The 22,444-nt window shown below is 73.3% G+C and carries 20 protein-coding genes; 5 read left to right on the top strand and 15 right to left on the bottom strand.

All coding sequences use genetic code 11. The features are described 5' to 3' along the window. Window positions 1-9: 9 nt before the first annotated feature. The gene (locus ACWEMJ_RS01205; RefSeq protein WP_452134827.1) at window positions 10-303 is read right to left on the bottom strand and encodes a hypothetical protein; all 294 of its coding nucleotides are present in this window, start codon (window positions 301-303) and stop codon (window positions 10-12) included. A gap of 219 nt (window positions 304-522) precedes the next feature. Between ACWEMJ_RS01205 and paaI the strand changes: the two genes are divergently transcribed. Then, the gene (paaI, locus tag ACWEMJ_RS01200; protein WP_452134826.1) at window positions 523-933 is read left to right on the top strand and encodes a hydroxyphenylacetyl-CoA thioesterase PaaI; all 411 of its coding nucleotides are present in this window, start codon (window positions 523-525) and stop codon (window positions 931-933) included. A 4-nt stretch (window positions 934-937) separates the two neighbouring features. Here the strand turns inward: paaI and ACWEMJ_RS01195 are convergent, their stop codons facing one another. Both ACWEMJ_RS01195 and ACWEMJ_RS01190 read right to left on the bottom strand, forming a co-directional pair. Then, window positions 938-1,789 carry an ABC transporter permease gene (locus tag ACWEMJ_RS01195; RefSeq protein WP_452134825.1) on the bottom strand — a complete coding sequence of 284 codons (852 nt, stop codon included), beginning with the start codon at window positions 1,787-1,789 and terminating at the stop codon, window positions 938-940. Then, window positions 1,786-2,697: an ATP-binding cassette domain-containing protein gene (locus ACWEMJ_RS01190; protein WP_452134824.1), complete on the bottom strand. Its 912-nt coding sequence runs from the start codon at window positions 2,695-2,697 to the stop codon at window positions 1,786-1,788. Before ACWEMJ_RS01190 ends, ACWEMJ_RS01195 begins: the two co-directional genes overlap by 4 nt. A gap of 134 nt (window positions 2,698-2,831) precedes the next feature. On the opposite strand from ACWEMJ_RS01190, the gene ACWEMJ_RS01185 reads away from it, so the two are divergent. Continuing rightward, window positions 2,832-4,034 (top strand): sensor histidine kinase, encoded by a 1,203-nt coding sequence (locus tag ACWEMJ_RS01185; RefSeq protein ID WP_452134823.1) that lies wholly within the window; start codon window positions 2,832-2,834, stop codon window positions 4,032-4,034. Continuing rightward, window positions 4,031-4,693 carry a response regulator gene (locus tag ACWEMJ_RS01180; RefSeq protein ID WP_452134822.1) on the top strand — a complete coding sequence of 221 codons (663 nt, stop codon included), beginning with the start codon at window positions 4,031-4,033 and terminating at the stop codon, window positions 4,691-4,693. The genes ACWEMJ_RS01185 and ACWEMJ_RS01180 overlap by 4 nt, the downstream gene beginning before the upstream one ends. A gap of 6 nt (window positions 4,694-4,699) precedes the next feature. Here the strand turns inward: ACWEMJ_RS01180 and ACWEMJ_RS01175 are convergent, their stop codons facing one another. The 11 genes from ACWEMJ_RS01175 to ACWEMJ_RS01125 all read right to left on the bottom strand — a co-directional run bounded on the left by ACWEMJ_RS01175 (window position 4,700) and on the right by ACWEMJ_RS01125 (window position 18,441). Then, window positions 4,700-5,956 carry a phenylacetate--CoA ligase family protein gene (locus ACWEMJ_RS01175; RefSeq protein ID WP_452134821.1) on the bottom strand — a complete coding sequence of 419 codons (1,257 nt, stop codon included), beginning with the start codon at window positions 5,954-5,956 and terminating at the stop codon, window positions 4,700-4,702. Window positions 5,957-5,976: 20 nt separating this feature from the next. Continuing rightward, a complete protein-coding gene (locus ACWEMJ_RS01170) occupies window positions 5,977-6,816 on the bottom strand; it encodes an SDR family NAD(P)-dependent oxidoreductase (RefSeq protein ID WP_452134820.1) in 840 nt (279 codons plus the stop codon). Continuing rightward, window positions 6,813-8,096 (bottom strand): MFS transporter, encoded by a 1,284-nt coding sequence (locus ACWEMJ_RS01165; protein WP_452134819.1) that lies wholly within the window; start codon window positions 8,094-8,096, stop codon window positions 6,813-6,815. Before ACWEMJ_RS01165 ends, ACWEMJ_RS01170 begins: the two co-directional genes overlap by 4 nt. After that, window positions 8,093-9,304, bottom strand: coding sequence for an AMP-binding protein (locus ACWEMJ_RS01160; protein ID WP_452134818.1), 1,212 nt, complete (start codon window positions 9,302-9,304; stop codon window positions 8,093-8,095). The genes ACWEMJ_RS01165 and ACWEMJ_RS01160 overlap by 4 nt, the downstream gene beginning before the upstream one ends. Continuing rightward, window positions 9,301-10,299: an ATP-grasp domain-containing protein gene (locus ACWEMJ_RS01155; protein ID WP_452134817.1), complete on the bottom strand. Its 999-nt coding sequence runs from the start codon at window positions 10,297-10,299 to the stop codon at window positions 9,301-9,303. Before ACWEMJ_RS01155 ends, ACWEMJ_RS01160 begins: the two co-directional genes overlap by 4 nt. Further along, a complete protein-coding gene (locus ACWEMJ_RS01150; RefSeq protein WP_452134816.1) occupies window positions 10,296-11,723 on the bottom strand; it encodes a KamA family radical SAM protein in 1,428 nt (475 codons plus the stop codon). Before ACWEMJ_RS01150 ends, ACWEMJ_RS01155 begins: the two co-directional genes overlap by 4 nt. An 11-nt stretch (window positions 11,724-11,734) precedes the next feature. Further along, on the bottom strand, window positions 11,735-13,387 hold the full coding sequence (locus ACWEMJ_RS01145; protein ID WP_452134815.1) for a class I adenylate-forming enzyme family protein: 1,653 nt from the start codon (window positions 13,385-13,387) through the stop codon (window positions 11,735-11,737). A gap of 177 nt (window positions 13,388-13,564) precedes the next feature. Continuing rightward, entirely contained in the window at window positions 13,565-14,968 is a 1,404-nt protein-coding gene (locus tag ACWEMJ_RS01140; protein WP_452134814.1) for a flavin monoamine oxidase family protein, read from the bottom strand. Next, a complete protein-coding gene (locus ACWEMJ_RS01135) occupies window positions 14,965-15,264 on the bottom strand; it encodes a phosphopantetheine-binding protein (RefSeq protein WP_452134813.1) in 300 nt (99 codons plus the stop codon). The genes ACWEMJ_RS01140 and ACWEMJ_RS01135 overlap by 4 nt, the downstream gene beginning before the upstream one ends. Window positions 15,265-15,429: 165 nt before the next feature. Then, window positions 15,430-16,962, bottom strand: coding sequence for an AMP-binding protein (locus ACWEMJ_RS01130; protein ID WP_452134812.1), 1,533 nt, complete (start codon window positions 16,960-16,962; stop codon window positions 15,430-15,432). A 915-nt stretch (window positions 16,963-17,877) separates the two neighbouring features. Continuing rightward, window positions 17,878-18,441: a hypothetical protein gene (locus ACWEMJ_RS01125; RefSeq protein WP_452134811.1), complete on the bottom strand. Its 564-nt coding sequence runs from the start codon at window positions 18,439-18,441 to the stop codon at window positions 17,878-17,880. Window positions 18,442-18,874: 433 nt separating this feature from the next. On the opposite strand from ACWEMJ_RS01125, the gene ACWEMJ_RS01120 reads away from it, so the two are divergent. Next, window positions 18,875-20,086: a HEAT repeat domain-containing protein gene (locus ACWEMJ_RS01120; protein WP_452134810.1), complete on the top strand. Its 1,212-nt coding sequence runs from the start codon at window positions 18,875-18,877 to the stop codon at window positions 20,084-20,086. 61 nt (window positions 20,087-20,147) lie between these two features. Next, window positions 20,148-20,834 carry an SMI1/KNR4 family protein gene (locus ACWEMJ_RS01115; protein WP_452134809.1) on the top strand — a complete coding sequence of 229 codons (687 nt, stop codon included), beginning with the start codon at window positions 20,148-20,150 and terminating at the stop codon, window positions 20,832-20,834. A 1,103-nt stretch (window positions 20,835-21,937) separates the two neighbouring features. Here the strand turns inward: ACWEMJ_RS01115 and ACWEMJ_RS01110 are convergent. Further along, the gene (locus ACWEMJ_RS01110) at window positions 21,938-22,444 is read right to left on the bottom strand and encodes an MmyB family transcriptional regulator (protein WP_452134808.1); all 507 of its coding nucleotides are present in this window, start codon (window positions 22,442-22,444) and stop codon (window positions 21,938-21,940) included.

Genomic DNA, 22,444 nt, shown 5'->3' with positions numbered 1-22,444 from the left:
CCGGGCGGTTCACAGGATGAAGACGCTCCGGCTGTCGTGCGGGTGGTAGGTCTCGCCGGGGTAGATCAGCCAGGTGACCTGGCCCGTGCAGTCGGGGCCCGCGTGCACCTCGGCGATGGCGTCCGTCTGGTTGCTCACCACGGACGGAACGGAGTCGTCGAGCGGATAGCAGCCGCTGGGGTCCTGATAGACGACACCGTTGACGATCAGGAGCCCCTGGGCCGCGCCGGCCGAGGTCGGGACCGCGAGCGCGAGCGTCGCAGCCGCTGCCAGGGCTCCCAGAATCCGTGCTGTCCGTCGCATGGCACACCTCTTCCCGTTGTCGCGGGCGGCGCCCTGCCGCCCGCCCGGGACCAACGTACCCAGAGTCATCGGGCCGCCACCCACGGTGTTGAACCGCACGTGCGTCCTGCCGACCCGCCGGGGCAGCGCGCCCGGAGGAGCCATGGCATTGACAGTCGATCGAGTCCGTCGGTGTAATGCTCACGCCCATCGCCGGGTGGGTCGTCGGGGGGAGCAGTCGTGGGGAACAGCAGGATCGAGACACTGTTCGAGCGGGACCGGGCGTGTCGGGGGGCCGGGATCGTGCTCGACGAGGTGGGCGGGGGCCGGGCGGTGGCGCGGATGACCGTCACCGAGGAGATGGCCAACGCGCACGGGATCGGGCACGGCGGGTACGTTTTCCTGCTGGCCGATGCCGCGTTCTCGTACGCGTGCAACAGCTACGGCCCGGTCGCCCTCGCGCAGGGGGCGCAGGTGACGTTCCTCGCGCCGGCCCGGCTCGGGGACGAGCTGGTGGCGGAGGCCACCGAGCGTTCCCGTGCCGGCCGGCAGGGCGTGTACGACGTCACGGTCCGCACCGCCGCAGGCGCTGTGGTGGCCGAGTTCCGGGGCCAGAGCGTCCTGGTCGCCGGGGTCCCGCACAGCGCCTGAGCGGTCACACGTCGCGGCGGGCGCCGAAGTACAGGGTGGCGAGGACGCCGCCGACGGCCCAGGCGAGGTAGACGAGCCATTCGCCGGCGGGCTCCGCGGGGAAGGCGATGTTCGGGTTGGCCGGGGCGCCGATCAGCTCGTGCAGGGTCTGCCAGGCGCGGAACGGCGTCGCGTGGTACAGGCACGCCGACCAATGGTGGTTCTGGCTGAGGAAGTTGGGGATCAGCAGCAGGACGGTGACGGTGGTGACGGTGGTCGCCACGCTGTGCCGGACGAGCGCGGCCAGGCCCAGGCCGGTGAGGGCGCAGACCGGCGGCAGCAGGGCGGAGGCCAGCAGGGCGCGCCAGATGCCGGGCTCGGCGAGGGAGATGCCGGCGTGCTCGGCGGACAGGATGGCCTGGGTGAGGAAGAACGACGTGCCGGTGGCGATCAGACCGAAGGCGGTCATCACCGCCGTGAGCACGGCGATCTTCGCGGTGAGCAGCGCCCGCCGGGCCGGCACCGCCGCGAAGGTGGTGCGGATCTGGCCGGTGGAGTACTCGCTGACCAGGGCGACCGCGCCCAGGCTTCCGGTGATCAGCAGGGTGGCGATGCAGGCGTTGTTGGTGAAGCTGGCCGACAGCGAGGAGTAGGGGACGAAGAACTCCCGCCGCCCGGGGGCGAACTGCTCCCAGTCGTCGACGTCCGCGATCGCCGCGTTGGCGTTCAGCAGGACCAGCCCGAGCAGGCCGACGGCCAGGCCCCAGCGGATGGAGCGGAGCGAGACGAGCTTGAGCCACTCGCCGGCGAGCAGGTCGCGGAAGCGGGCCCGCGGCTCGTCCACCGTGAGCGGGGCGGCAGGGGCGAGCGCGGTCATCGGGTTTCTCCTGCGAGGTATTCGACGCTGTCGGCGGTGAGTTCCATGAACGCGGTCTCCAACGAGGCCGCCGCGGTGGCCAGTTCGCGCAGCCGCAGGCCGTGCCGGTGGGCGAGGTCGCCGATCGTGTCGGCGTCCAGGCCGGTGACCGCCAGGCGCTCCGGCCCGTCGGGGCGGACGGTCGCGCCGGCGGCGGTCAGCACCCCGGCCAGGGCGTCCGCGTCCGGCGTGCGGACGGTGACGCCGCCGCCCCGGCCGCGTGCGGCGAACGCGGCGAGCGGCTCGTCGGCGATCAGACGGCCGCGGCCGACCACCACCAGATGGTCCGCGGTGTGCTCCATCTCGCTCATCAGGTGGCTGGAGACGAACACGGTGCGGCCCTCCGCGGCCAGCTGCCGGAACAGGCCGCGCACCCAGCGCACGCCCTCCGGGTCGAGCCCGTTCAGCGGCTCGTCGAACAGCAGCACCGGCGGGTCGCCGAGCAGCGCGGCGGCGATGCCCAGGCGCTGCTTCATGCCCAGCGAGTAGCCGCCGATCCGCCGCCGGGCCGCTCCGGCGAGGCCGACCTGTTCCAGCACCTGCTCCACCCGCTGCCGCGGGATCGCGTTGCCGCGGGCCAGCACGCCCAGGTGGGCGGCGGCGCTGCGGCCGCCGTGCACGTCGGAGGCGTCGAGCAGGGCGCCGACGTGGCGCAGGCCGCGCGGGTGGTCGCGGAAGCGGTGGCCCCCGACGGTGACGGTGCCGCCGGTCGGCTCGTTCAGGCCGATGATCATCCGGAGTGTGGTGCTCTTGCCGGCGCCGTTCGGGCCGAGGAAGCCGGTGACGCGGCCGGGGCGGACGGTGAAGGTCAGGCCGTCCACGGCGACGGTGCGGCCGTAGCGCTTGGTGAGTTCGTTGACTTCGATCACGGACCCAAGGTTTCCGGCCCGGCCCGGCCTTCCGCGTCGGCCCCGCACCGACACTGCGGGCGGCCGGTGTCGACCCCGGTCGTACACCTCCGGTCCGACGCCCGCGGGGCGGCCGACTGGCTACGATCGAGCCCATGTCCGCGAACCCGCACTCCCTGCTCAGACGTGTACCGCCCGGCGGTTGGGCGGCGATCGCCTGGACGGCCGGGCTCGCCTACTCCTTCGTGGTGCTGGTCCGGCTGCCCGGCGAGTCGCGCAACGACTTCCACCGCGGCGTGTGGCTCGCCGGCGACAACCAGCACCAGCTCGCCGTCTGCGTGCTGCTGTCGCCGGCCGGCTGCGCGCTGCTGCGCCGCCGCCCGGCGGCCGCGCTCGGACTGCTGCTGGCCGGCGCGGTGTTCGGCGCGTTCGCGATGCACTCCACCGTGATCGACGTCCCGCTGATGCTCGGCGCGGACGTGGCGCTGTGGCACATCGCGGCCACCCGGCGCCGCCGCGAGGTGGTGCTCGCCTCGGCGATGGCCGCGCTGGTGCTGGTCGGCTACCCGGTCGTCCGGGTGCTCGTCGGCTTCGTCATCGGCACCTCCAGCGCGCTGGCCGCCCTGCTGACGGCGGCCGTCGCCGTCCTGCTCGGCAACTCCGCGGCGGAGTCCCGGCGGCACGCCGCCGAACTGGGCGCGAACGCCGCCGCCCGCGCCGTCGCGGGCGAACGGCTGCGCATCGCACGCGAGTTGCACGACATGGTGGCGCACAGCATCGGCATCGTCGCGCTCCAGGCCGGCGCCGCCCGGCTGGTCCTCACCACCCAGCCGGAGGCCGCCCGGGAGGCGCTCGGCCGGATCGAGAGCGCCGGCCGGGACACCCTCGCCGGGCTGCGCCGGATGCTGGTCGCGCTGCGCGCCGCCGAAGACGACCCGGACGGGCGGGCCGCCCCGCTCGGCCCCGCCCCCGGGCTCGCCGACCTGGACCGGCTGGCCGCCGCCACCACCGCCGCCGGGGTCGCCGTCGAGCTCCACCGGTGCGGCGAACTGGACTCCCTGCCACCGGAGTTGGACATCGCGGCCTACCGGGTGGTGCAGGAGGCGCTGGCCAACGTGGTGCGCCACGCCGGTGCGCGCTCCTGCCGGGTGACGGTCGAGGGCGGGGAGGACGAGGTGTCCATCGAGGTGCTGGACGGCGGCGGGCTGCGCGCCACCCAGCCCGGCGGGGCCGGTTTCGGGCTGCTCGGCATGCGGGAGCGGGTGGCGCTGCTGCACGGCTCGTTCACGGCCGGGCCGCGGCCCGCCGGCGGCTTCCGGGTCGCCGCCACCCTGCCCCGGCCGGTCGGTGCCCGATGACGGTGCGCATCCTGCTGGTCGACGACCAGCCCCTGATCCGCGCGGCGCTGTCCATGGTGGTCAAGGACACGCCCGACCTGGAGATCGTCGGCGAGGCCGGCACCGGCGACGAAGCCGTGGCCCTGGTGGGCGAGTTGGCGCCGGACGTGGTCGTGATGGACATCCGGATGCCCGGCATGGACGGCATCGAGGCCACCCGCCGGATCACCGCCTCCGACTGCGCCGCGCACGTCCTGGTCCTGACCACCTTCGACGAGGACGAGCACGTCTACGGCGCGCTGCGGGCCGGCGCGGCGGGCTTCCTGGTCAAGGACATGGGGTTGGAGGAGATCCTGGCCGCCGTGCGGGTGGTCGCCGCCGGCGACGCCCTGATCGCCCCGCGGGTCACCCGCCGCCTGATCGCCGACCTCACCTCCCGTCCCGCGCCCGGCAGTTCGGCGCCCCCGCGCGCGCTCGGCGCGATCACCGAACGCGAGCGGGAGGTGCTCACCCTGATCGGTCGGGGCCTGTCCAACGCCGAGATCGCCGAGGAGCTGTTCCTCAGCGTCGCCACCGTGAAGACCTACGTCACCCGCCTGCTGTCCAAGCTGGACGCCCGCGACCGCGTCCACCTGGTGATCCTCGCCTACGAGGCGGGCCTGGTGGGCGCCGCGCGCTGACCGGGGTCAGTGCGCGGGGCGTTCGTCGATGACCTGGCGGAGCTTGCCGGTGCGGGGGTTGGTGACGAGTTCGCCGCGCGGCACCCATTCGATCCGCAAAGGGTGGATGGCGCCGATGGCGGTCTCGTCGGCGTAGGTGGGGCGGGCGTCGAGGACGGCGCGCAGCAGGGTGTCGGTGAGGCCGGGCGGCGGTGGGGCGGTGTGGCCGAGGCGGATGATCAGGCCGTCGCGGCCCGCCCAGCGGCGTTGCACCAGCTGCATGCCGGTGATGTGGCTGTCGGGGTCGTGGGCGAGCAGCACGTCGCGGACCTGCTCGGTGGGCATGGAGACGATGCCGACCCGGGCGCCCTCGGTGGAGCGGCCCAGCAGGCGGAAGCGGCGGCAGTCGGCGTCCACCCATTCGGCGCGGTCGCCGGCGGGGTAGCGCAGGATCGGCACCAGGGTGCGGAACAGGTTGGTGACGACGACCCGGCCGGGGACGCCGGGTTCGGTGATCGGCTCGCCGGTGGCGTCGTCGATCAGCTCGACCACCGTGCGGTTCGGGAACGCCCGGTGGACCCGCAGGTCGTCGCCGGCGGGCACCGGCCCGGCGACCAGCCCGGCGTCCACCGAGGCGTAGCCGATGGAGGAGAGCGCGGCGTTCGGGAAGGCCGAACGCAGCAGCGGGCGAAGGTCGTTGAAGAGGATGTCGCCGCCGAACAGGATCAGTTCGACCTGCGGCGCGGGCCGGCCCTGCGCGAGCAGGGTCTCGGCGACGGCGGACAGCTTCATCGGCTCCCCGGCCAGCACGTCCGCGCCGAAGCCGTGGATCACGTCGGCGACGTACGCGTCGGGCGCGGTGGCGATCGGCAGCCGGACGTTGTCGATCGGCGCGTGCTGGAGCGCGTACTCGATGAACAGGAAGCCGCTGTAGAACTCGCCCGCGCGGAACAGGTTGGCGACCCGCTGCCCGGGCCTGAGGCCGGCGTCGACCAGGCCGGCGCCGAACGCGGTGACGGAGTCGAGGTGCTCCTCGCGGGTCCACGGCGAGAACTTGGGCGCGCCGGTGGTGCCGCCGGACTTGTAGACGCAGGCGTCGGTGAGCGGGCCGGTCAACAGCCGGTTGTCGGGCCAGGAGTTGGCGGCCCAGAACGCGACCTGGTCGATCACGGGCAGCTGGGTGAGCGAGCTGACGGCGGCGGGCACGTCGCGGTAGAGCTCGCGGTAGAACGGGGAGTTGGTGCGGGCGTGGTCGACGAGTGCCTGAAGTGGCTTGGCGGGCATGGTGGTTGCTCCCGGAGGGGTCAGCGGGTGGGGGTGCGGCCGATCCATTCGTGGGCGAGGCGCTGGATCGTGCTGCCGTCGCGGTCGGCGAGTTTCGCGGAGAGGTGGTCGGCGGCCCAGGCGTTGGTCGGGATGCGGAACGGCGGCGCGTCCTCGGCGAGCGCCCGCACCACCGCCTCGGCGACCTCCGCGGCGCTCTGCCCGGCGTTCGCCCAGCTCTGCCCGAGCCGGTCCACGTACGCGGCGAAGGTGTCCGCGTACGGGCCCGAAGCGGCCTGCACGGTCTGCCGGTTGACGTCCGGGAAGTGCCCGAACCGGGTGTCGGGGACGTAGCCGGGCACCACGATCGAGACCCGCACGCCGTGCGCGGCGGCCACCGGGGCGAGCGCCTCCATGAAGCCCTCGACGGCGAACTTGGCCGCGCAGTACGCCTCGTTGAAGGGCTGGCCGACCACGCCGTGCACGCTGCCGATGGTCAGCAGCCGGCCCCCGGAGGCGCGCAGCAGCGGCATCGCGGCGCGCGAGACGGCCACCGTGCCGAAGAAGTTGACCTCCAGGTTGGCGCGCAGCGGGGCGGCGGTGGACATCTCCAGCGTCGGGTCGAAGTTGGAGATCCCGGCGTTGTTGACCACCGCGTCCAGCCGGTCGAGGTCCGCGAAGCAGGCCGCGACGGACTCCTCGTCGGTGACGTCGAGCCGGCGAACCTCCGCCCCGGGCGCGGCGGTTCGCAGCACGTCGGCGCGTTCCGGGTCGCGGACGGTGGCGATCACCGCCCACCCGGCCCGGGCGGCGGCGGCCGCGGTGGCCAGCCCGATGCCGGACGAGCAGCCGGTGATGAGCACGGACTGACGCTCCGTCATGAGACCTTCTCCGCGAGCTCGTTGACGCTGTCGGCGGCCTTGGGGAGGTCGGCGTCCATCCGGGCCTGGACGCCGAGCGCGGGCAGGAAGGAGCAGGCGGCGAGCAGGGTGCCGCCGACCATCGTCCAACGGGCGGCGTCCAGGATGCCCAGCGGGCCGGTGAGCAGCGAGACGGCGAGGCCGCCGGCCAGCGCGGCCAGCGGGATGACGCCCCAGGTGGCGGTGCGGAACGCGGCGTGCATGGCGCCCTGGTGCTGCGCGGACATCCGGGACTGCCGGGCGGGCGCGGAGCACACGTTGATGCAGGACATGAAGAAGCCGTAGCAGCCCATGGTGACGGCGATGACCGGCCCGGCGGGCAGCGCCGGCGCGGCGAGCACGCCGAGGCCGACCAGGCAGTGCAGCAGCAGCGACCAGGCCATGGTGCGTCCGATGCCGAGCCGCCGGCTGATCCGCGGGGCGACCAGCGCGCCGAGCAGCGCGCCGACCGCGCCCGCGGACATCGCGGCGCCGAACACGCCGACGGTGACGCCGAGGCCCCGGTAGGCGAACACCGGCAGCACGGTGACGAACACCGGCCCGCCCGAGTTGAGGGTGACGGCGGCCAGCACCACCCGGCGCAGCACCGGGTCCTGCCAGTTCAGCCGGAAGCCCAGGGTGAGCCGCTGCCACACCGAGCCCTGCGCGACGGTGCGCTCGCCCCACGGCCGCATCCAGCGGAAGCAGGCCGCGGAGACCAGGTAGCTGGCGGCGTCCACCAGCAGCGAGGCCGCGCCGAGCGCGCTGTACAGCGCGGCCGCGATCGACGGCCCCGCGACCTCGGCGACCGAGCCGCTGCCCTCCAGCCGCGAGTAGGCGCGCACCAGGTGGTCCTTGTCGACCACCGCCGGGACGGCCACCAGGTAGCCGACGTTGAAGAAGATGGTCGCGCCGGACACCGCCGCCACGCAGCAGAACAGCAGCGGCGTGGAGAGGAAGTCCAGCCAGTACGCGATCGGGACGACGGCCACCGCCACCAGCCGGACCAGGTCGCAGACCAGCAGGGTGATCCGGTTGTCCCAGCGGTCGACCAGCACGCCCGCGATCGGGCCGAGCAGCGGAATGCCCAGGTACTGCGCCATGGCGACGATGCCGACCTGGAACGCGGAGGCGTGCAGCACGAAGATCATCAGGGTGGGGACGACGAACACCGTCACCCGGTCGCCGATGTTGGACACCGACTTGCCGACGAAGAACAGGTTGAAGGCCCGGCCGAGCGGCTCGGGCGCGCGCCGCCTCACGACTCCTCCCGGACCACGAAGCCGGCCGTCTTCCCGGTGCGCTCGTTGCCGATCAGCGCGTCCACCACCCGGACCTGCACATGCTCCGGGTCGTGCACGAAGGCGGTGCTCAACGTGAAGGTGGCGGACAGCAGTTCACGCCGCAGCGCGTCCGGGTCCGGCAGCGCGCCGAGCACCAGCACGTCCACCCGCCGGGCCCGGCCGCCCTGCTCGGTGATCACCACCTGGCAGCGGGTGACGCCGGGTTCGCGCTCCACCCGGGCGATCAACTCGTCCACGTGCAGGCCGAGCCCGCGCACCTGCACCACGTTGTCGCGGCGGCCCAGCACCCGCATCGCCGGGCCCGGCCGGCCGCACCCGCACGCCGTCAACTCGCCCGCGTCGCCGGTGCGGTAGCGCAGCACCGGGTTGAGCATCGCCGGGTCGAGGGAGGTGAAGTCCAGCAGCCCGCCGTCGCCGACGTGCACCAGCTGGTGCGGGAACGGGTGGAAGGTGTCGGCCGGGCAGTCGGGGGTGTTGGAGCCCACCACCCAGGTCTCGGTGGAGCCGAACATGCCGTGCCGGCGGGCCTTCGGCGCGACGGCCGCCAAGTCCTCCTCCAGCTGCGGCTGCCAGGCCTCGCCCAGCCACAACACCTTGCGCAGCGAGGGCAGTTCGATCCCGGCGGCGCGGGCGTGCGCGAACCACAGCCGCAGCACGCTCGGGGTGCCGCCGATCGCGGTGACCTTCCGGTCGGCGAGGAACCCCAGCCACTCGGGATACTCCTCGCGGGTCACCGCGCCCAGCGCGATCACCCGGCAGCCCGACAGGTCGGCCAGGCCCGCCGCCAGGAAGTGCGCGCCCCACATCCGGCCCGCGCCCCAGGCGTTGACGAAGACGTCGTCGCGCTCCAGCGGCCGCCAGTGCTCGTACACCTTCGCCATGTAGAAGCCCGTCGGCGCGTACCCGACCTTCGGCGCGCCCGTCGAACCGCCGCTCTGGAACAGCCAGGTGGCGCCCTCGGCGGCGGCGGGCTCCAGGTGGGCGAGCGCGGTGTTCAGGTCGTCCTTGGTCAGCGGCGGCAGTTCGGCCAGCTCCGCCAGCGTGGCCGGCGCCTTCGCCCGCGCGTACCGGTCGCCGAACCCCGGGACGGTGCGCAGCAGTTCGAGCGTGCGGCGGGCGACGGCCAGGCCGTCGGCGGCCTGCGCCTCGGTCAGCGAGAAGCTCATCGCGCGCCGCCCCCGTTCGCCAGGAACGCCGCGTGCGCGTCCCGGTACGCGACGAACCGGGCCCGGGTGACGTCCCGCTGCACCGAGCGGTCCGGGTCGTCGAAGTCCGGGGCGATCACCCCGTCCGGCTCCAGCTCGGAGAACCAGAACCGCTCGCCGTCGTGCAGGAAGTCCACGCAGAAGAACGGGATCGGCAGCTTCTTCGCGAAGTACGCGGTGGCGTCGGCGAGTTCGGGCGGTATGTCGCAGAACTCCATCGAGCCGCCCCGGCTCGCGTTCGCCACCGGCGAGCCCGCCTCCGGGGTGCGGCGCAGCACCGCGTACGGCTTCCCGTCGATCACGTACACCCGGTAGTCGACCGTGCCGTCGCCCAGGTACGGCTGCGCCACCAGCGTGGTGTCACCGCCCTGCGCGAGGCTCGCCAGGCCGCGCACGTCCTCCGGCGAGCGGGCCAGGCAGATCCCGCCGCCGCCGCACCAGCCGGCCGGCTTCACGATCGCCGGGAACGCCAACTCGCCCAGCGCCACCTCATATTGGTGCTTGGAGACGTCCCGGCCCGAGCCGATCCGCACCGACGGGATCGGCGGCACCGGCGAGTCCGCCAGGAACAGCATGGTCGCCAGCTTGTCGTTGCCCAGCAGCGACACCTGCGCCGGGAACGGCAGGTAGAACCCCGCCTGGTCCAGCACCGTGCACAGCGCCAACTGGTTGAACACGTCCATCGACTGGTACGGCAGCGAGTACAGCGCCGTGATGAACAGGGTGTCCTCGGGCGTGACGAGCTGATCCTCCACGTACACCTTCGGCCGGCCCGGATCGGTGCCGTCCACCGTCACCGCCTCCGGGGCGTGCCGGGACCACTCCATGCCCAGCTGCGCGGCGATCTCCGCGAACATGTCCCAGAAGTAGTGCTTCCACATCGCACCCGACCGGGTCGACTCCCGGTCGGGGAAGATCCAGACCATCCGGCGCAGCCGCGCCGACGCCTCGCTCACTTGCCCTCCTCGGGGCCCAAAAGGTCCAACAGCTCCGGAAGTCCGGCGCCCTCGCCGCGCGCCCGGCGCTCCGCCCACCAGGCGCGGCCCGCCGCCGGCAGCGTGTCCACCGGGTCCACGTACGGGAAGCGGCGCCCCAACTGCCCCTCCCCGTCGCCGACTTCGGACGCGTCCAGCTCCACGGACGTGTGGTAGTTCTTCGTCCAGTACGAGACGCCGCGCTCCCGGTCGTACCCGACCGCCTGGTGCACCCAGCGCTTGCCGACCTGCGGCACGTCCACCACCAGGCGCGGCGTCGCGTAGCCCGGCAGGTAGCCGAGGATCGCCTCCTGGAGGCGCTGCGCCTCGGACAGCGGCAGCCGCCAGTGCTCCGCGTTCGGGATCACGTCGCACAGGTAGAAGTAGTACGGCAGGATGTTCGCCTCGCCCTGGAGGGCGAAGCACAGGTCGAGCAGCGCCTCCGGGGTGGCGTTCACCCCGCGCATCAGCACGCCCTGGTTGCGCACGTCCCGCACCCCCGCGTCCAGCAGCCCGCGCGCGGCCTCGGCCACCAGCGGGGTCACCGACGCGGCGTGGTTGGCGTGGGTGTGCACGGCCAGGTTGACCGAACGCCGGGCCGCCAGCCGGGCCACCCGCTCCACGCCCGCCAGCACCTTCGGCTGCAGCCAGTGCTGCGGCAGGCCCACCACCGACTTGGAGGCCAGCCGGATGTCGCGCACCGAGCCCAGCTCCAGCAGCCGGGTCAGGAACAGCTCCAGCCGCGGCCACGGCACGTTCGCCAGGTCGCCGCCCGACACCACCACGTCCCGCACCGACGGGGTGCGCTTGAGGTAGTCGAGCATCTGCTCCTCGCGGTCGGCCGGGCGCAGCACCAGCCGCGCCTTGGCCACCTGCGGGGTCGAACGGCCCACCAGATCCATCCGGGTGCAGTGCCCGCAGTACTGCGGGCAGGTGGACAGCAGCTCCGCCAGCACCTTGGTCGGGTAGCGGTGCGTCAGGCCCTCCACCGCCCACATCTGCGCCTCGTGCAGCGAATCCCGCGCCGCCAGCGGATGGCTCGGCCACTCGGGGTGCCGGTCTGAGCGCACCGGCAGCATGTACCGGCGCACCGGATCCGCCAGGAACGCCTCGGTGAACGCCGCCGGCTCCAGCGCGGCGCCCGCCGCCACGGTGTTCAGCATGTGCGGCGGCAGCAGGATCGACATGGTCGCGAACTCGGCCTGGTCGGCGGCCAGTTCACGGTAGAAGGAGTCGGTGAGCAGCGGCCCGAACAGCTCCCGCAGCTGCCGCTCGTTCTGCACGCAGTGCGCCCGCTGCCACTGCGCGTCCCGCCACTGCGCGGCCGACACCTCCCGCCAGCCCGGCAGCCGCCGCCAGTCCGGCTCGGCCAGCTCCCGCCGCACGTACTGGTACGGCTGTCGCAACCGCCGGTCCATCAGGGACGCGCCGCGAGCAGCAGGTCCGCGTGCCGGGTGCGCAGCTCCCGCTTGAGCACCTTGCCGGTCGGCCCGAGCGGGAAATCCCGTTCCTCGGAAGCCACTTGGAGCGCCGCGAGCTCCGCCAGGCCGGCCTTCGCCAGCTCGGCGTTGGCCGCCTCCAGCAGCCCGTCCGCCTCCGCCCCGGCCTGGAGCCGCACCACCGCGATCGGCCGCTGCCCGCCGTCCGGGGCCGGCACGCCCACCACCGAGCAGTCCTGCACCCGGTCGCCGCAGTCGGCCAGCAGCACTTCCTCCAGCGGCAGGCTGTACACCGGCCCGTCCAGGGTGTCGATCACGTCCACCGTCCGGTCCAGGTGGAAGAACCGCCCCTGCTCGTCCCGGTAGGCCACGTCGCCGGTCAGCCAGAACCCGTCCACCCGGAACGACCGGGTCAGCCGGTCGTTGTTCCAGTACCCCGGCGTGATCGACGGCGCGTCCACCGCCAGCAGCCCCACCGTGCCGTCCGGCACCTCCGCGCCGTCCTCGTCCAGCACCACCGCCCGCCGCACCACCTCCGACGGCCGGCCCACGCAGCGGTCCGCGCGCTCCGTCTCCGGCGAGGTGACCTGCCCGAACAGCGCCATGCCCATCTCGGACGACCCCAGCCCGTCCACGAACTGCGAACCCGCCAGCGCCGGCTGCTCGGCCCGCTCCTGCGGCAGCAGCCACGGCCGGATCAGCCCCGCCGGGCGCTCGCCCAGCTGCACCAGCCGGCGGATGTGGCCGAAGTGCGCGCTGTCGCCCGTGTTGAACCAGGAGTGCACCTTCGCCGCGCCCTCGACCGGAAGCTCGCCCGTCGCCAACTCGACGAAGGTGCGCGGGAAGGAGGCCACCATGGTCGGGTGGAACGCCTCCATCACCGGCTCCACCACCGCCCGCCGCCAGTCCGCCATCACCACCGTCGGCAGGCCCAGCAGCGTCGCCGTCATGAAGTAGCTCAGGCCGCCCGCATGGGTGTGCGGCATCAGCGACATCAACCGGTCGTACGGCTCCGCCGGGAACCGCACCATCCGCGGCTGCTTCCCCTCCCAGAACTGCCGGTGCGCCAGCATCGTCGACTTCGGCGTCCCCGTCGTCCCCGAGGAGTGGATCAGCGCCACCACGTCCTCGGCCGCGTGCCGGTACGGATACCCCTCCGGGAGACCCGCCGACGCCGCGTCGAACGCCTGCACCTCCGCCGTCAACGACAGGAAACGCGGCCGCAGTTGAGGATCCTTGCGGTACGCCGACGCCAGCCGCGTGGTGTCGTCCGCGACCACCCCCACCACCCCCACGTGGCTCAGGTAGCGCACCATCACGTCGTGCCGCATCGCATCGTTCACCAGCGCCGGAACCGCACCCAGCGCGGTCAGCGCGAAGAAGTGCAGCAGCGGCTCCAGGCCCTCGGCGATCACCACCCCGACCGGCTCGCCCGGCCGCACCCCGTTCGCGTGGTACCACGCCGCGTACCGGTCGCGCAGCGCCACCAGATCCAGCAGGCTGTGCCCGCGCAGCACCACCTGCCCCCGGTGGTCCAGCCGGTGGCTGAACGCGAACGGCACCGCGCGGTGCGGATTCGCCTCCACCGCCCGGTCGAGGAAATTGCCCGCACCCAGCGTCGGGTCGGACATGAACCCTTCTCTGACGGCAAGCGGCGCGATGGATGTCTGATCGCTCATGGCGGTCTCCGGTCTCTCCGGTCTTCCGAAGCAGGACTCGACGCCCGGGCACGCCCTCGTGGAGCGCGCGACCGGGCCGGGGGAAAGGGGCCCAACTGCTGTGCTGTGTACGGCTGCTGAAACTTCTGGCTACTCGCCCTGCGGGCCGATCAGCTCGGCCACGGCGCGGCGACCCGAACGGATCGCGCCCTCCAACAGGCCGAAGAACTCGGTACTGGTCTCGGTGCCCGCGAAATGCACCCGGCCGTGCGGCGCCGTCAACGTCGGCCCCAGCGCCGACCAGTCGCCCGGACCGAACAGCGCCGCGTAACAGCCCCTGCTCCACGGCTCGTTGACCCAGTCCGTGACATGGAACCCGATCGGCTCCGGCAGCATCGGGAACAGCCGGGACGCCTGCCCGACCGCCGCCGCGCGCTGCTCCTCGGGGCCCAGAGCGGCGAAGCGGTGCGCCTCCGCGCCCGTGACGAACCCCGTCAGCACGCCCGGCGAACCCTCCGGCGGAGTGTCGTCCACCGTGGACAGCAGCGGACCGGCAGCGTTCACCGACCACCCCGACAGGCCGTGCGCCCGCCACACCGGCTCCGGGAACACCAGGTTCACCTTCACCGCGCAGCCCCGCTCCGTCCGCGACGCCGCCCTCGGCGCCGGCAGCGCCGGCCGGAACTCGATCGCGTCCGCGAGCAGCGGCGGCACCGCCACCACCACCGCCTCCGCGCGGTAACTCCCCTCCGGCGTACGGACGACGGCCTCCCGGCCGGTCTGCTCCACGGACAGCACCGGCTCGCCGGTGTGCAGCAACCCGCCGCGGTCCAGCAGCCGCCGGGTCAGCCGCTCGCACAGCCGGTGCGCGCCGCCCGCCACCCGGTCCTGCTGGGCGCCGCCCTCGAAGGCGTTCAGATAGCGCAGCCCGCCGCCGGACCGCAGGTAGAACGCCATGTGCAGCACCGAGATCCGGGCCGGATCGGCCGCCATCATCTCGCCCAGGAACAGCGGGAAGAACAACTTCGCGTCCGGGTGCGTCAGTTGGCGCTCCGCCCAGTCGGCCACCGTCATCGCGTCCAGCCGCTCGGCGTCCGGCGAGAGCCACGGCGCGTCCGGGCGGACGGCGGCCGTCAGCTCCTCCAGTTGCTCGAACAGGTCGCCCAGCGCGACCGCGCTCAGCGGCGGGAAGCGGCCGTCGCGGGTCGCGGCGCCGCCGTCCGCCGCCTCGGCGAGGGCGAAGCGGCTGGCGCCCTGCATGGTGGTGGGCGAGGTCTTCAAGTCGCAGGCGGCCAGCAGGGCGTGCAGCTCGGTGTGGCGGTCGCCCAGGTAGGCCGCGCCCGCGTCGATCCACCGGCCCGGCGCGACCTCGACGCCCCGGGTCCGCCCGCCGACCCGGTCCCGGGCCTCCAGCACCGTCACCCGCACGCCCCGGTCGGCCAGCTCGACGGCCGCCGTCAGGCCGGCCAGGCCCGCGCCGACCACGATCACCGAGCGCGGGTCCCGGGCGGTGCCTGCTGCGGTGCCCGTTGCGGTGCCTGTTGTGGGGCTCATCGGGCGGTCGCGGGGCCGGCCGCCGCGATGCGGGAGGCGAGGCCGGCCGGGGTGGGGTCGGTGAGGAAGTCCTCGAAGGTGAGCTCGGCGCCGTGGTCGCGGGCGACGGCGCTCAGCACGCGGGTGGCGATCAGCGAATCGCCGCCCAGCAGGAAGAAGTTGCCGTCCGCAGGGACGTCCTCCAGCTCCAGGACGCGGCGGAACACCGCCGCCAGCGCCGCCACGAGCTCCGTGCTGTCTGCGGCGGGTGCGGGTGAGGGTGCGGGTGTGGTGACGGCGGGCATGTCGAGGCTCATCGGTGGTCTCCTTCGACCGGTGCGGGGTGCGCGTGGTCTGGCGGTGCCAGCGGTGCTTGGTGGGCGGTGCTGTGCGGACTCCGGCGCTGTTTCCGTCTGACGGAGCGTCAGATATGCCGCCGGTGCGGAGCGGCCGGAGTGGATGTCCCGGCCGACGGGGGTAGGTCAGCGTGCGAGCGGGGTGGCGCCGTGCAGGCGGTGCGAGGCGGCGCGGTCGACCTTGCCGCTGGCGGTGCGGACCAGGTCCGGCACCACGGTGATCCGGCTCGGCACGAGGTGCCCGGGCACCCGTTCCCGCAGGTGGAGCAGGAGTTCGGCAGCGAGGGCCGGGTCCGGCCGGCCGGAGCGCGGGACGACGTACGCGACCAGCGCCGACCGTCCCGCCAGCGTGACGGCGGTGACGGCCGCCGCGCCCACGGCCGGGTGGGTGCCGAGTCCGGCCTCGACCTCGGCCGGGTCGACCCGGATGCCGCGGATCTTCACCTCGTGGTCCAGCCGTCCGAGCGAGGTCAGCACCCCGTCCTGGTCGCGCGCCGCGCGGTCACCGGTGCGGAACCAGCGCTGCCCGTCACGAAGGACGAACCGTTCGGCGGTGGCGTCCGGAAGGCCGAGGTAGCCGGTGGCGACGGCCGGGCCGCCGATCATCAACTCGCCCTCGGGAGTAAGGAGTTCGTCCACGTGGGGGAGCGCCCGCCCGAGAGGCGCGGGCGCGGCGGGGTCCCAGGGGCGGCCCGGTTGCGGGGTGCGCGGGCCGAGCAGGTCCACCGCGTGGGTGATCAGGGTGGTCTCGGTGCAGCCGTAGGTGTTCAGCAGCCGGACCCGCGCACTGCCCGCCAGGCGGCTCCAGTCCGCCAGCCGGGCCGGGTTCGCCGCCTCGCCGCCGATCACCATCAGCCTTACACAAGGCGGGAGTTGGGCGTTGCTCTCGGCGATGTGCAGGACCAGTTCGTGCCAGAACGCGGTGGGCAGATCGAGCACGGTGACGCCGCGCCGCTCGACCATCCGTAACAGTCGGGGGAACGACGCCGAGTGCGCCTCCGGATCGAACACCAGCCGCCCGCCGGCCGTCAGGACGGGCAGGATCTCCTCGAAGCAGGTGTCCCAGTTCAGCGACGCGAACTGCAACACCCGGTCCTCGGGGGTGAGTTCGAAGAGCTCGCGCAGCGAGCCGACCACCGCCGAGATCGCCCCTCGTGGCGTCTGCACCGGCTTCGGCCGGCCCGTGGATCCCGAGGTGAACAGCACGTACGCGGGGTCCTCGGGGGCTGCCGCGACCGGCGTGCCGATGCTGTCGCCTCCGTCGTTCGCTGCCAACTCGACGTAGCGTAAGCCGAGTTGGTCCACCTGCCGGGCATCCTCCGCACGGCCGACCAGCGCTCGGCAGCCGGCCGCCTCGGCCATCCGCTGCTGCCGCTCCGCCGGGAACCCCGGGTCGATCGGCACGTAGCTGCCGCCCGCCGCCAGGATGCCCAGCAACGCCACGACGGTGTCCGGGTGGTGCCTGGCCGGGACCGCGACCGGGCCGGGCCGGTCACTCAGCCGATCGGCCAAGCACTGTGCGCGGTAAGCGAGTTGCTGGTAGCTGAGCGTGTACTCGGGAGACTCGATCGCGGCTCGCTCGGGCCACCGGAGAACGGCTTCCGCGAACACGCCCAACAGGTCGGAATCCGATCTGTTGGCACCACCGTTCTTTGACATGCGCGCTCCAAGAAAAATGCCCAGAGGTGCCCGTCCGTGCTTCGGCGAACCGGGACTCTACCTCTCGCCATCCGGCCCCACAATGGTTGTTGAGTCGGTTTCCCAGTCGACCTGTGAGTGAACTGTGAACCCTCGACCCTCGCATCTTGATCACGTTCAGTGATCAAGCCCTCGAGCTGCCGTCACCCGCCGCACGGGCCGCCGCCGGCCGTTCTCGCATGCTGGTACAGTCCGCCACCCGACGGCCCGCAGGGGGTTCGGCGGCGGTATGACGCGGCGTCCAAAAATGCGTCCGGAACGGCGTTCTCCGTTACCGAACAAGCCCTCTTTGTCTCCGAACGAATACAGTCCGACCGAAGCCCGGCCGGACCTCTCCGGTAATGGAAAGCGATTACCCGCTGCCGCTCCCGGCGACGCCAATTCGCGCACCGGCGGACGGCGTTCGTTTGCCGAGACGCGCCGCCCAGCGACAACGGAGCGTAACCGTACAGAGGTCCGCATGGAGCGGATTTGTTCGAGCAGCGTTGACGGCAAAGCCAACGGCCCACCATGGACGGAACGCCGGCGGTCGCTGAAAGAGTCGAAGTGGCGTGCCGCCGCGCGGTGTTCGCGTGCTCCGCCGGACGTCGAAGGTCGTGGGAGCGCGTCCCATCCACCCGCCTGTCCACCGCCGGGCGCAGCACCGTTGGACGGCGTCCGCTCCGGCGAACAACCCCGGCGAGGCCGACAGCCGACCGCCCGCGCTCTCGTCGCGGGTACGGCGGTGCTCCGGCCGCAGACGCAGCACAAGAAGCGTTCGAACATGGTGTCTGCGGGACTCGCGTTGTCAGGCATGAGTGGCAGGGCAACGGCCGCCCGGTGCGTGGAGAGTCATCACCGGCGGATGGTCGACGTTCGTGCGCCCGCTGGGCGAGGTCAGTGGTGGCCGTGCAGTTCGTCGGCCGGGATGCAGTCGTGCATGGTGTTGGCCCAGTCGTTGGGCCTGCCGAGGACCAGCCGTGTCAACAGCCTGTCACCGGCACGCTGGGCGCACGGCATGATGTCCAGGTCCTGCGAGCCGATGTCGTTGCCGGTGTGATCTCGATGTCCCTGCCGGTGCTCTCCAGGTGGGCCATGAGCTCGTCCGAAAGCTCGGAGGGAGGTCGGCCGACCAGTCGGCAGCCCCGCCCACATGACCTGGGGGCCGGTCAGGGCGTCGACCGCGACGCAGGTCAATCCCATCGGGCCCACGGAGTAGGCCACCACGTCCGTGCGGTGGAACGGGGCGTCCACCGCACGGAACCTCGTACGCACCTGCTCGAACGGGCCGAACCTCCCGATCCCGGAGGCCGGGTCGGACGTGAAGCCGCATGCCGGCATCGCGGCGGCCGCCCCCTCGATGCTCATGCCGAACCGCAGCGGGCCGACCCGCTCCAGAGGCACGTAGTCCCAGAACTCCCGGTCGGCGTCGGTCAGCACAGCCCACGCGTCCGCCCACATGTCGAGCAGCCCCTTCCGGCGCTGTCTCCCACCGCTCTGTGCAGCTCAACCAAGGCCGCAACGTCTGCGACGGCTGCGGGGGCGTCGGACAGTCGCAGCGGGGAGACCGGGACGCTGTTGCGGGTGTGGACCGGCAGCTCGCCGTTGCAGCTGAAGGCGTGGAGCGATGAGGGGGCTCCGCCGAACCAGGCGGGACGGTTCTCCGCGGCCCAGGCCGCCGCAGCGTCGACACGATCCAGGTGCGCCAGTAGGTGCTCGGGTGCGGCCCACCGGTGAACTGCACCAGGAATCCGTGAGCCTCCACTGCCCACCAACCCCAGGTGAATCCAGGTCGGGAGTGCCACCGGACCGCATGACGGTGGTCCGGAGGAAGCGGCCCGGCGGCTGCGGGGGTGGGCGGAGCTGTCGCCGGGGTGTGTCAGGATCTGCTGCCGTGACCAGCGAACTTTGTGATCCCCTGGCCAGCCTGGACGATGTGCCCTGGGCGCAGTTGGGGCATTCCTACGGCAGGGCGGACGACGTGCCCGGGTATCTGCGGGCGATGTGGGCGGGGGACTGGGCGGGGGAGTATCCGCCGTTCGCCCGGCTGGCGAATCGCATCGTGCACCAGGGGACGCGGTCGCAGGCGGCCGTTCACACCGTTCCGTTCCTGGTGCGGATGGCGCTCGATCCGCGGCTGGTCGACCGGCACCGGGCGGTCGGGCTGCTGGGCGCCATCGCGATCGGGCTGGACAACAACTACCTGCCGGACGGCTACGACCCCCAGGAGGACCGCGCGTACCTGGCGCAGATGCGGGGCGAAGCCGACGAGCAGCACAGGTGGATCGCCGAAGCCGCGGACGAGGAGCAGCGCAAGGACCGCGCGGCGATCTGCGAGCAGCAGCTCATCGACGCCGAAGCGGTGGTGCTCGCGTACGACGCCGTCCGGGCGGCGCTTCCCGAACTCGCCGGCCTGCTGGCGTCGGACAGCCCCGAACTGCGCGCCGAGACCGCGAACCTGTTGGCGTGGTTCCCCGAATACGCGGGGACGTCGGTCCCGCTGCTCAAGGCGTTCGTCGCCGCCGAGACCTCGCCCGGCGCGGCCGCCACCGGCCTCGTCGCGCTCGGGCTGCTGGGCGACCCGTCCAGCACCGCCTTCGTCGAGGGGTACCTGGACAGCCCCGTCGTGGAGCTGCGCTGGGCCTCCGCGTTCGCGCTGACCCGACTCGGCGTCGCGACCCCGGCCGTCGTCGACACGCTGATCCAGGTCGTCGCCCGGCCGCCGCAGGACGCCGCGACGATGTCGTTCCTGAGCGGCTCGTACGGCAGCCTCGCCGTGATGGCCCTCGTCGAGACACCCGAGGGCGCGAGCCTCCGGGCGGTCGAGGCCATGCTCGCCCTGCTGGCCGCCAGTACCGGACGCGAGCGGTTCTACGACCGGTACTACACGGCACACCAGCTGCTCACCCTGGTCTTCCCGGCCACCCCCGCCGAACCCCCGCACTCCTTCCGGGACTTGAGCGAAACGCAGCAACGCGTCACCCGCTTCCTCGCCGCCCAGGACGACATCGCCTGGCCCTCCGGCGGCATGGACGCCCTGCGCCGCTGGAACGTCCCGACCGGGCGCGAGGCCCTGCACGCCTACGTGGACGCCGCCGCCGGCTGAGCGCACCCGCCCCGAGGGGGCGACCGTCCGGACTGTCGGTTGCGCCTCGTAGGCTCCGCCCATGACTGGGCAGACCTGGGAAGGCATTCGGGAGCGTGTGCGTGCACTGGGGGCGAATCCGGCCGGTGCCCGGGTGTTCGGTGCGCTGGGGCACCGGTTCGCCCTGGAGGAGCCGCTGACCGCGGCCGAGGTGGCCGACCTCGAAGCCCAGGCGGGCGTCGTCCTGCCCGAGGAGTACCGCGAGTTCCTCCTCCAGGTCGGAGCCGGCGGCGCAGGCCCGGCGTACGGCGTCTACCCCGTCCGACGGATCGAGGGCCGCTGGCGCTGGGAGGGCGACGGCGCCGACCTCGCGGACCTGTCCAGGCTGGGCGAGCCCTTCCCCCGGCAGGGCCCGGACCAGGAGCACGTGCGGGCGCTACTGGAAGAGCGGCCGAACGAGGAGGACTTCGAGGAGATCGAGGACTTCGACGACGCCATCGAGGCCTGGGACGAGCGATGGGAACCCGTGATGTTCGCCCCGGACCGCACCGTCGGCGCCGTCGTGATCTCGCAGCTGGGCTGCGCCGCCCGCCAATGGCTGATCCTCAGCGGCCCCGAGCGGGGGCGGATCTGGTCCGACGACCGGGCGGACGACGAGGACCTCACCCCGCTGCTGGGCGAGCGCGGCGAGCCGATGACCTTCGCGCGGTGGTACCTGGCCTGGCTCGACGAGAGCGAACGTCAGCTGCCGCAGGCGACCCCTTCGTAGCAGCGCCTGCGCCCTGGCCGGCCGTTCGCCGCCGTTGACACGGGCCGTAGGATCTCGCGGATGATCACTACCGCGCTGCTCATCGATGCCGCCGTCGTCCTGTCGGTCGCCGCCGGCCTGCGCTTCGGGCCGCGCGTGCTGGCCGGGGCGGCAGCGGGGCGGGGGCGGTGGGTGCCCGGGCCCGGGGTGGGGCTGGTGGCCGTGGTGGCGGTGGTGTACGTCAACCAACTGGTGTGCGCGGCCTATGTGTTGCGGGTGCACGGGGGCGACGCCTGGTTCGTGGCGCGGTACCTGCCGCCCGGGTGGTTCGCCCAGCCGGAAGGCAGTCCGGTGGTGCGGGCGCTGGCCGAACGGCTGCCCGCGCCGGGGGTGTTCGCGCCGAGCGTGCTGCGGGTGCAGGCGTTCCTGGAGCTGCCGCTGGTGCTGTTCGCGTACGGGACGGTGCTGCGCAGGCTGAGCCCGGCGCTGTACCGGGCGGCGTTCGGGTCGCGGGCGCTGGTGTGGGCGGCCGCAGGCTCGTACACGGTGGTGTTCGGCGTGGTGGAGTGGGCGCTGCGCAACCCGTGGACCGTCCAGGACCTGCTGCTCCGCGCCGCGTCCGCCGTCGTCACCGGCCCGCTGGTGCGCGCCCTCGCCCGCCGCGACCGGGGAGCCGAACTCCGGCCCGGGCCGGTCGGGTTGCTGCACTTCGCACTCTCGCTGTGGGCGATCGGCGGGCTGGTGATGGTGGTCTACGACACCGCGCTGCTCTACAACCTCGCACATCTGCGCGGACGTTGGCCGGAACTGCTGCTCTGCCTGGCGGTCCTGGCGGCCACCGCCCGCCTGCGCCCCACCGCCCCGGCCGCTGCCGACCCGGGCCCCGCGACGGCCGCGCTGACGGCGGTGCTGCGTCGCGGACTGGTGCTGTTCCTGGTGCCGGCCCTCGCCGTGCGCTACGGCCTGGGCTTCGCCCACCCCCAAGTCGCCCTGGCTGCCGGGCTGTTGACCGGCACCGCCGCCCTGTGCTGCCGCCAGGTGCGGGACGCGCTGCTGCCGCTCGCCCTCGCGGCGGCGTCCGGCCTCGCCGCCGCCTACCTGGCCCTGCACGCGGTCGCCGACACCTACCCCGAGAGCGGCCTGCTCCGCGCGATGGTCGCCTTCCTGGCCACCGCCACCCTGATCTGCACCCTCGCCGACCGCCGAGCCGGCGCTCGGCGGCCCGGGCCCGGGCACAGCAGCGGCCAGAATGTGCGGAGCGCCGCCTCGGAGGGTGAGCCGGGCGCGACGGGGTGCCGGTAGCGCTTGCTTCCGTAGGTCGGCCGGTACACGTTCTGATCGTTCCACTGGCGGCGGAAGTCGGGGTCGGCGCTCAGGTCGTCGACGAGCCGGGCGAGGCATTCGTCGTGCGGCTCGCGGCCGGCGCGCAGGCGCAGCGTGCCGACGTTCTCGCGGGCGGTGTCGGTCCAGTCCGCGTACAGCACGCGGGCGGCCGGGTCGAGGAACATGAACCGGGCCATGTTCCAGTCGCTCGGCGGGAGTTGGTCGAAGGTCGGGTAGAAGGCGCGGGCGAGGCGGTTCATGGCGAGCACGTCGAGACGCTGGTCGAGGACCAGGGCAGGGATGGCCAC

The sequence above is a fragment of the Kitasatospora sp. NPDC004531 genome (assembly GCF_053602195.1).
Note: the sequence above shows the minus strand (reverse complement) of the source record. Positions and strands in the feature narration are given on the sequence as shown.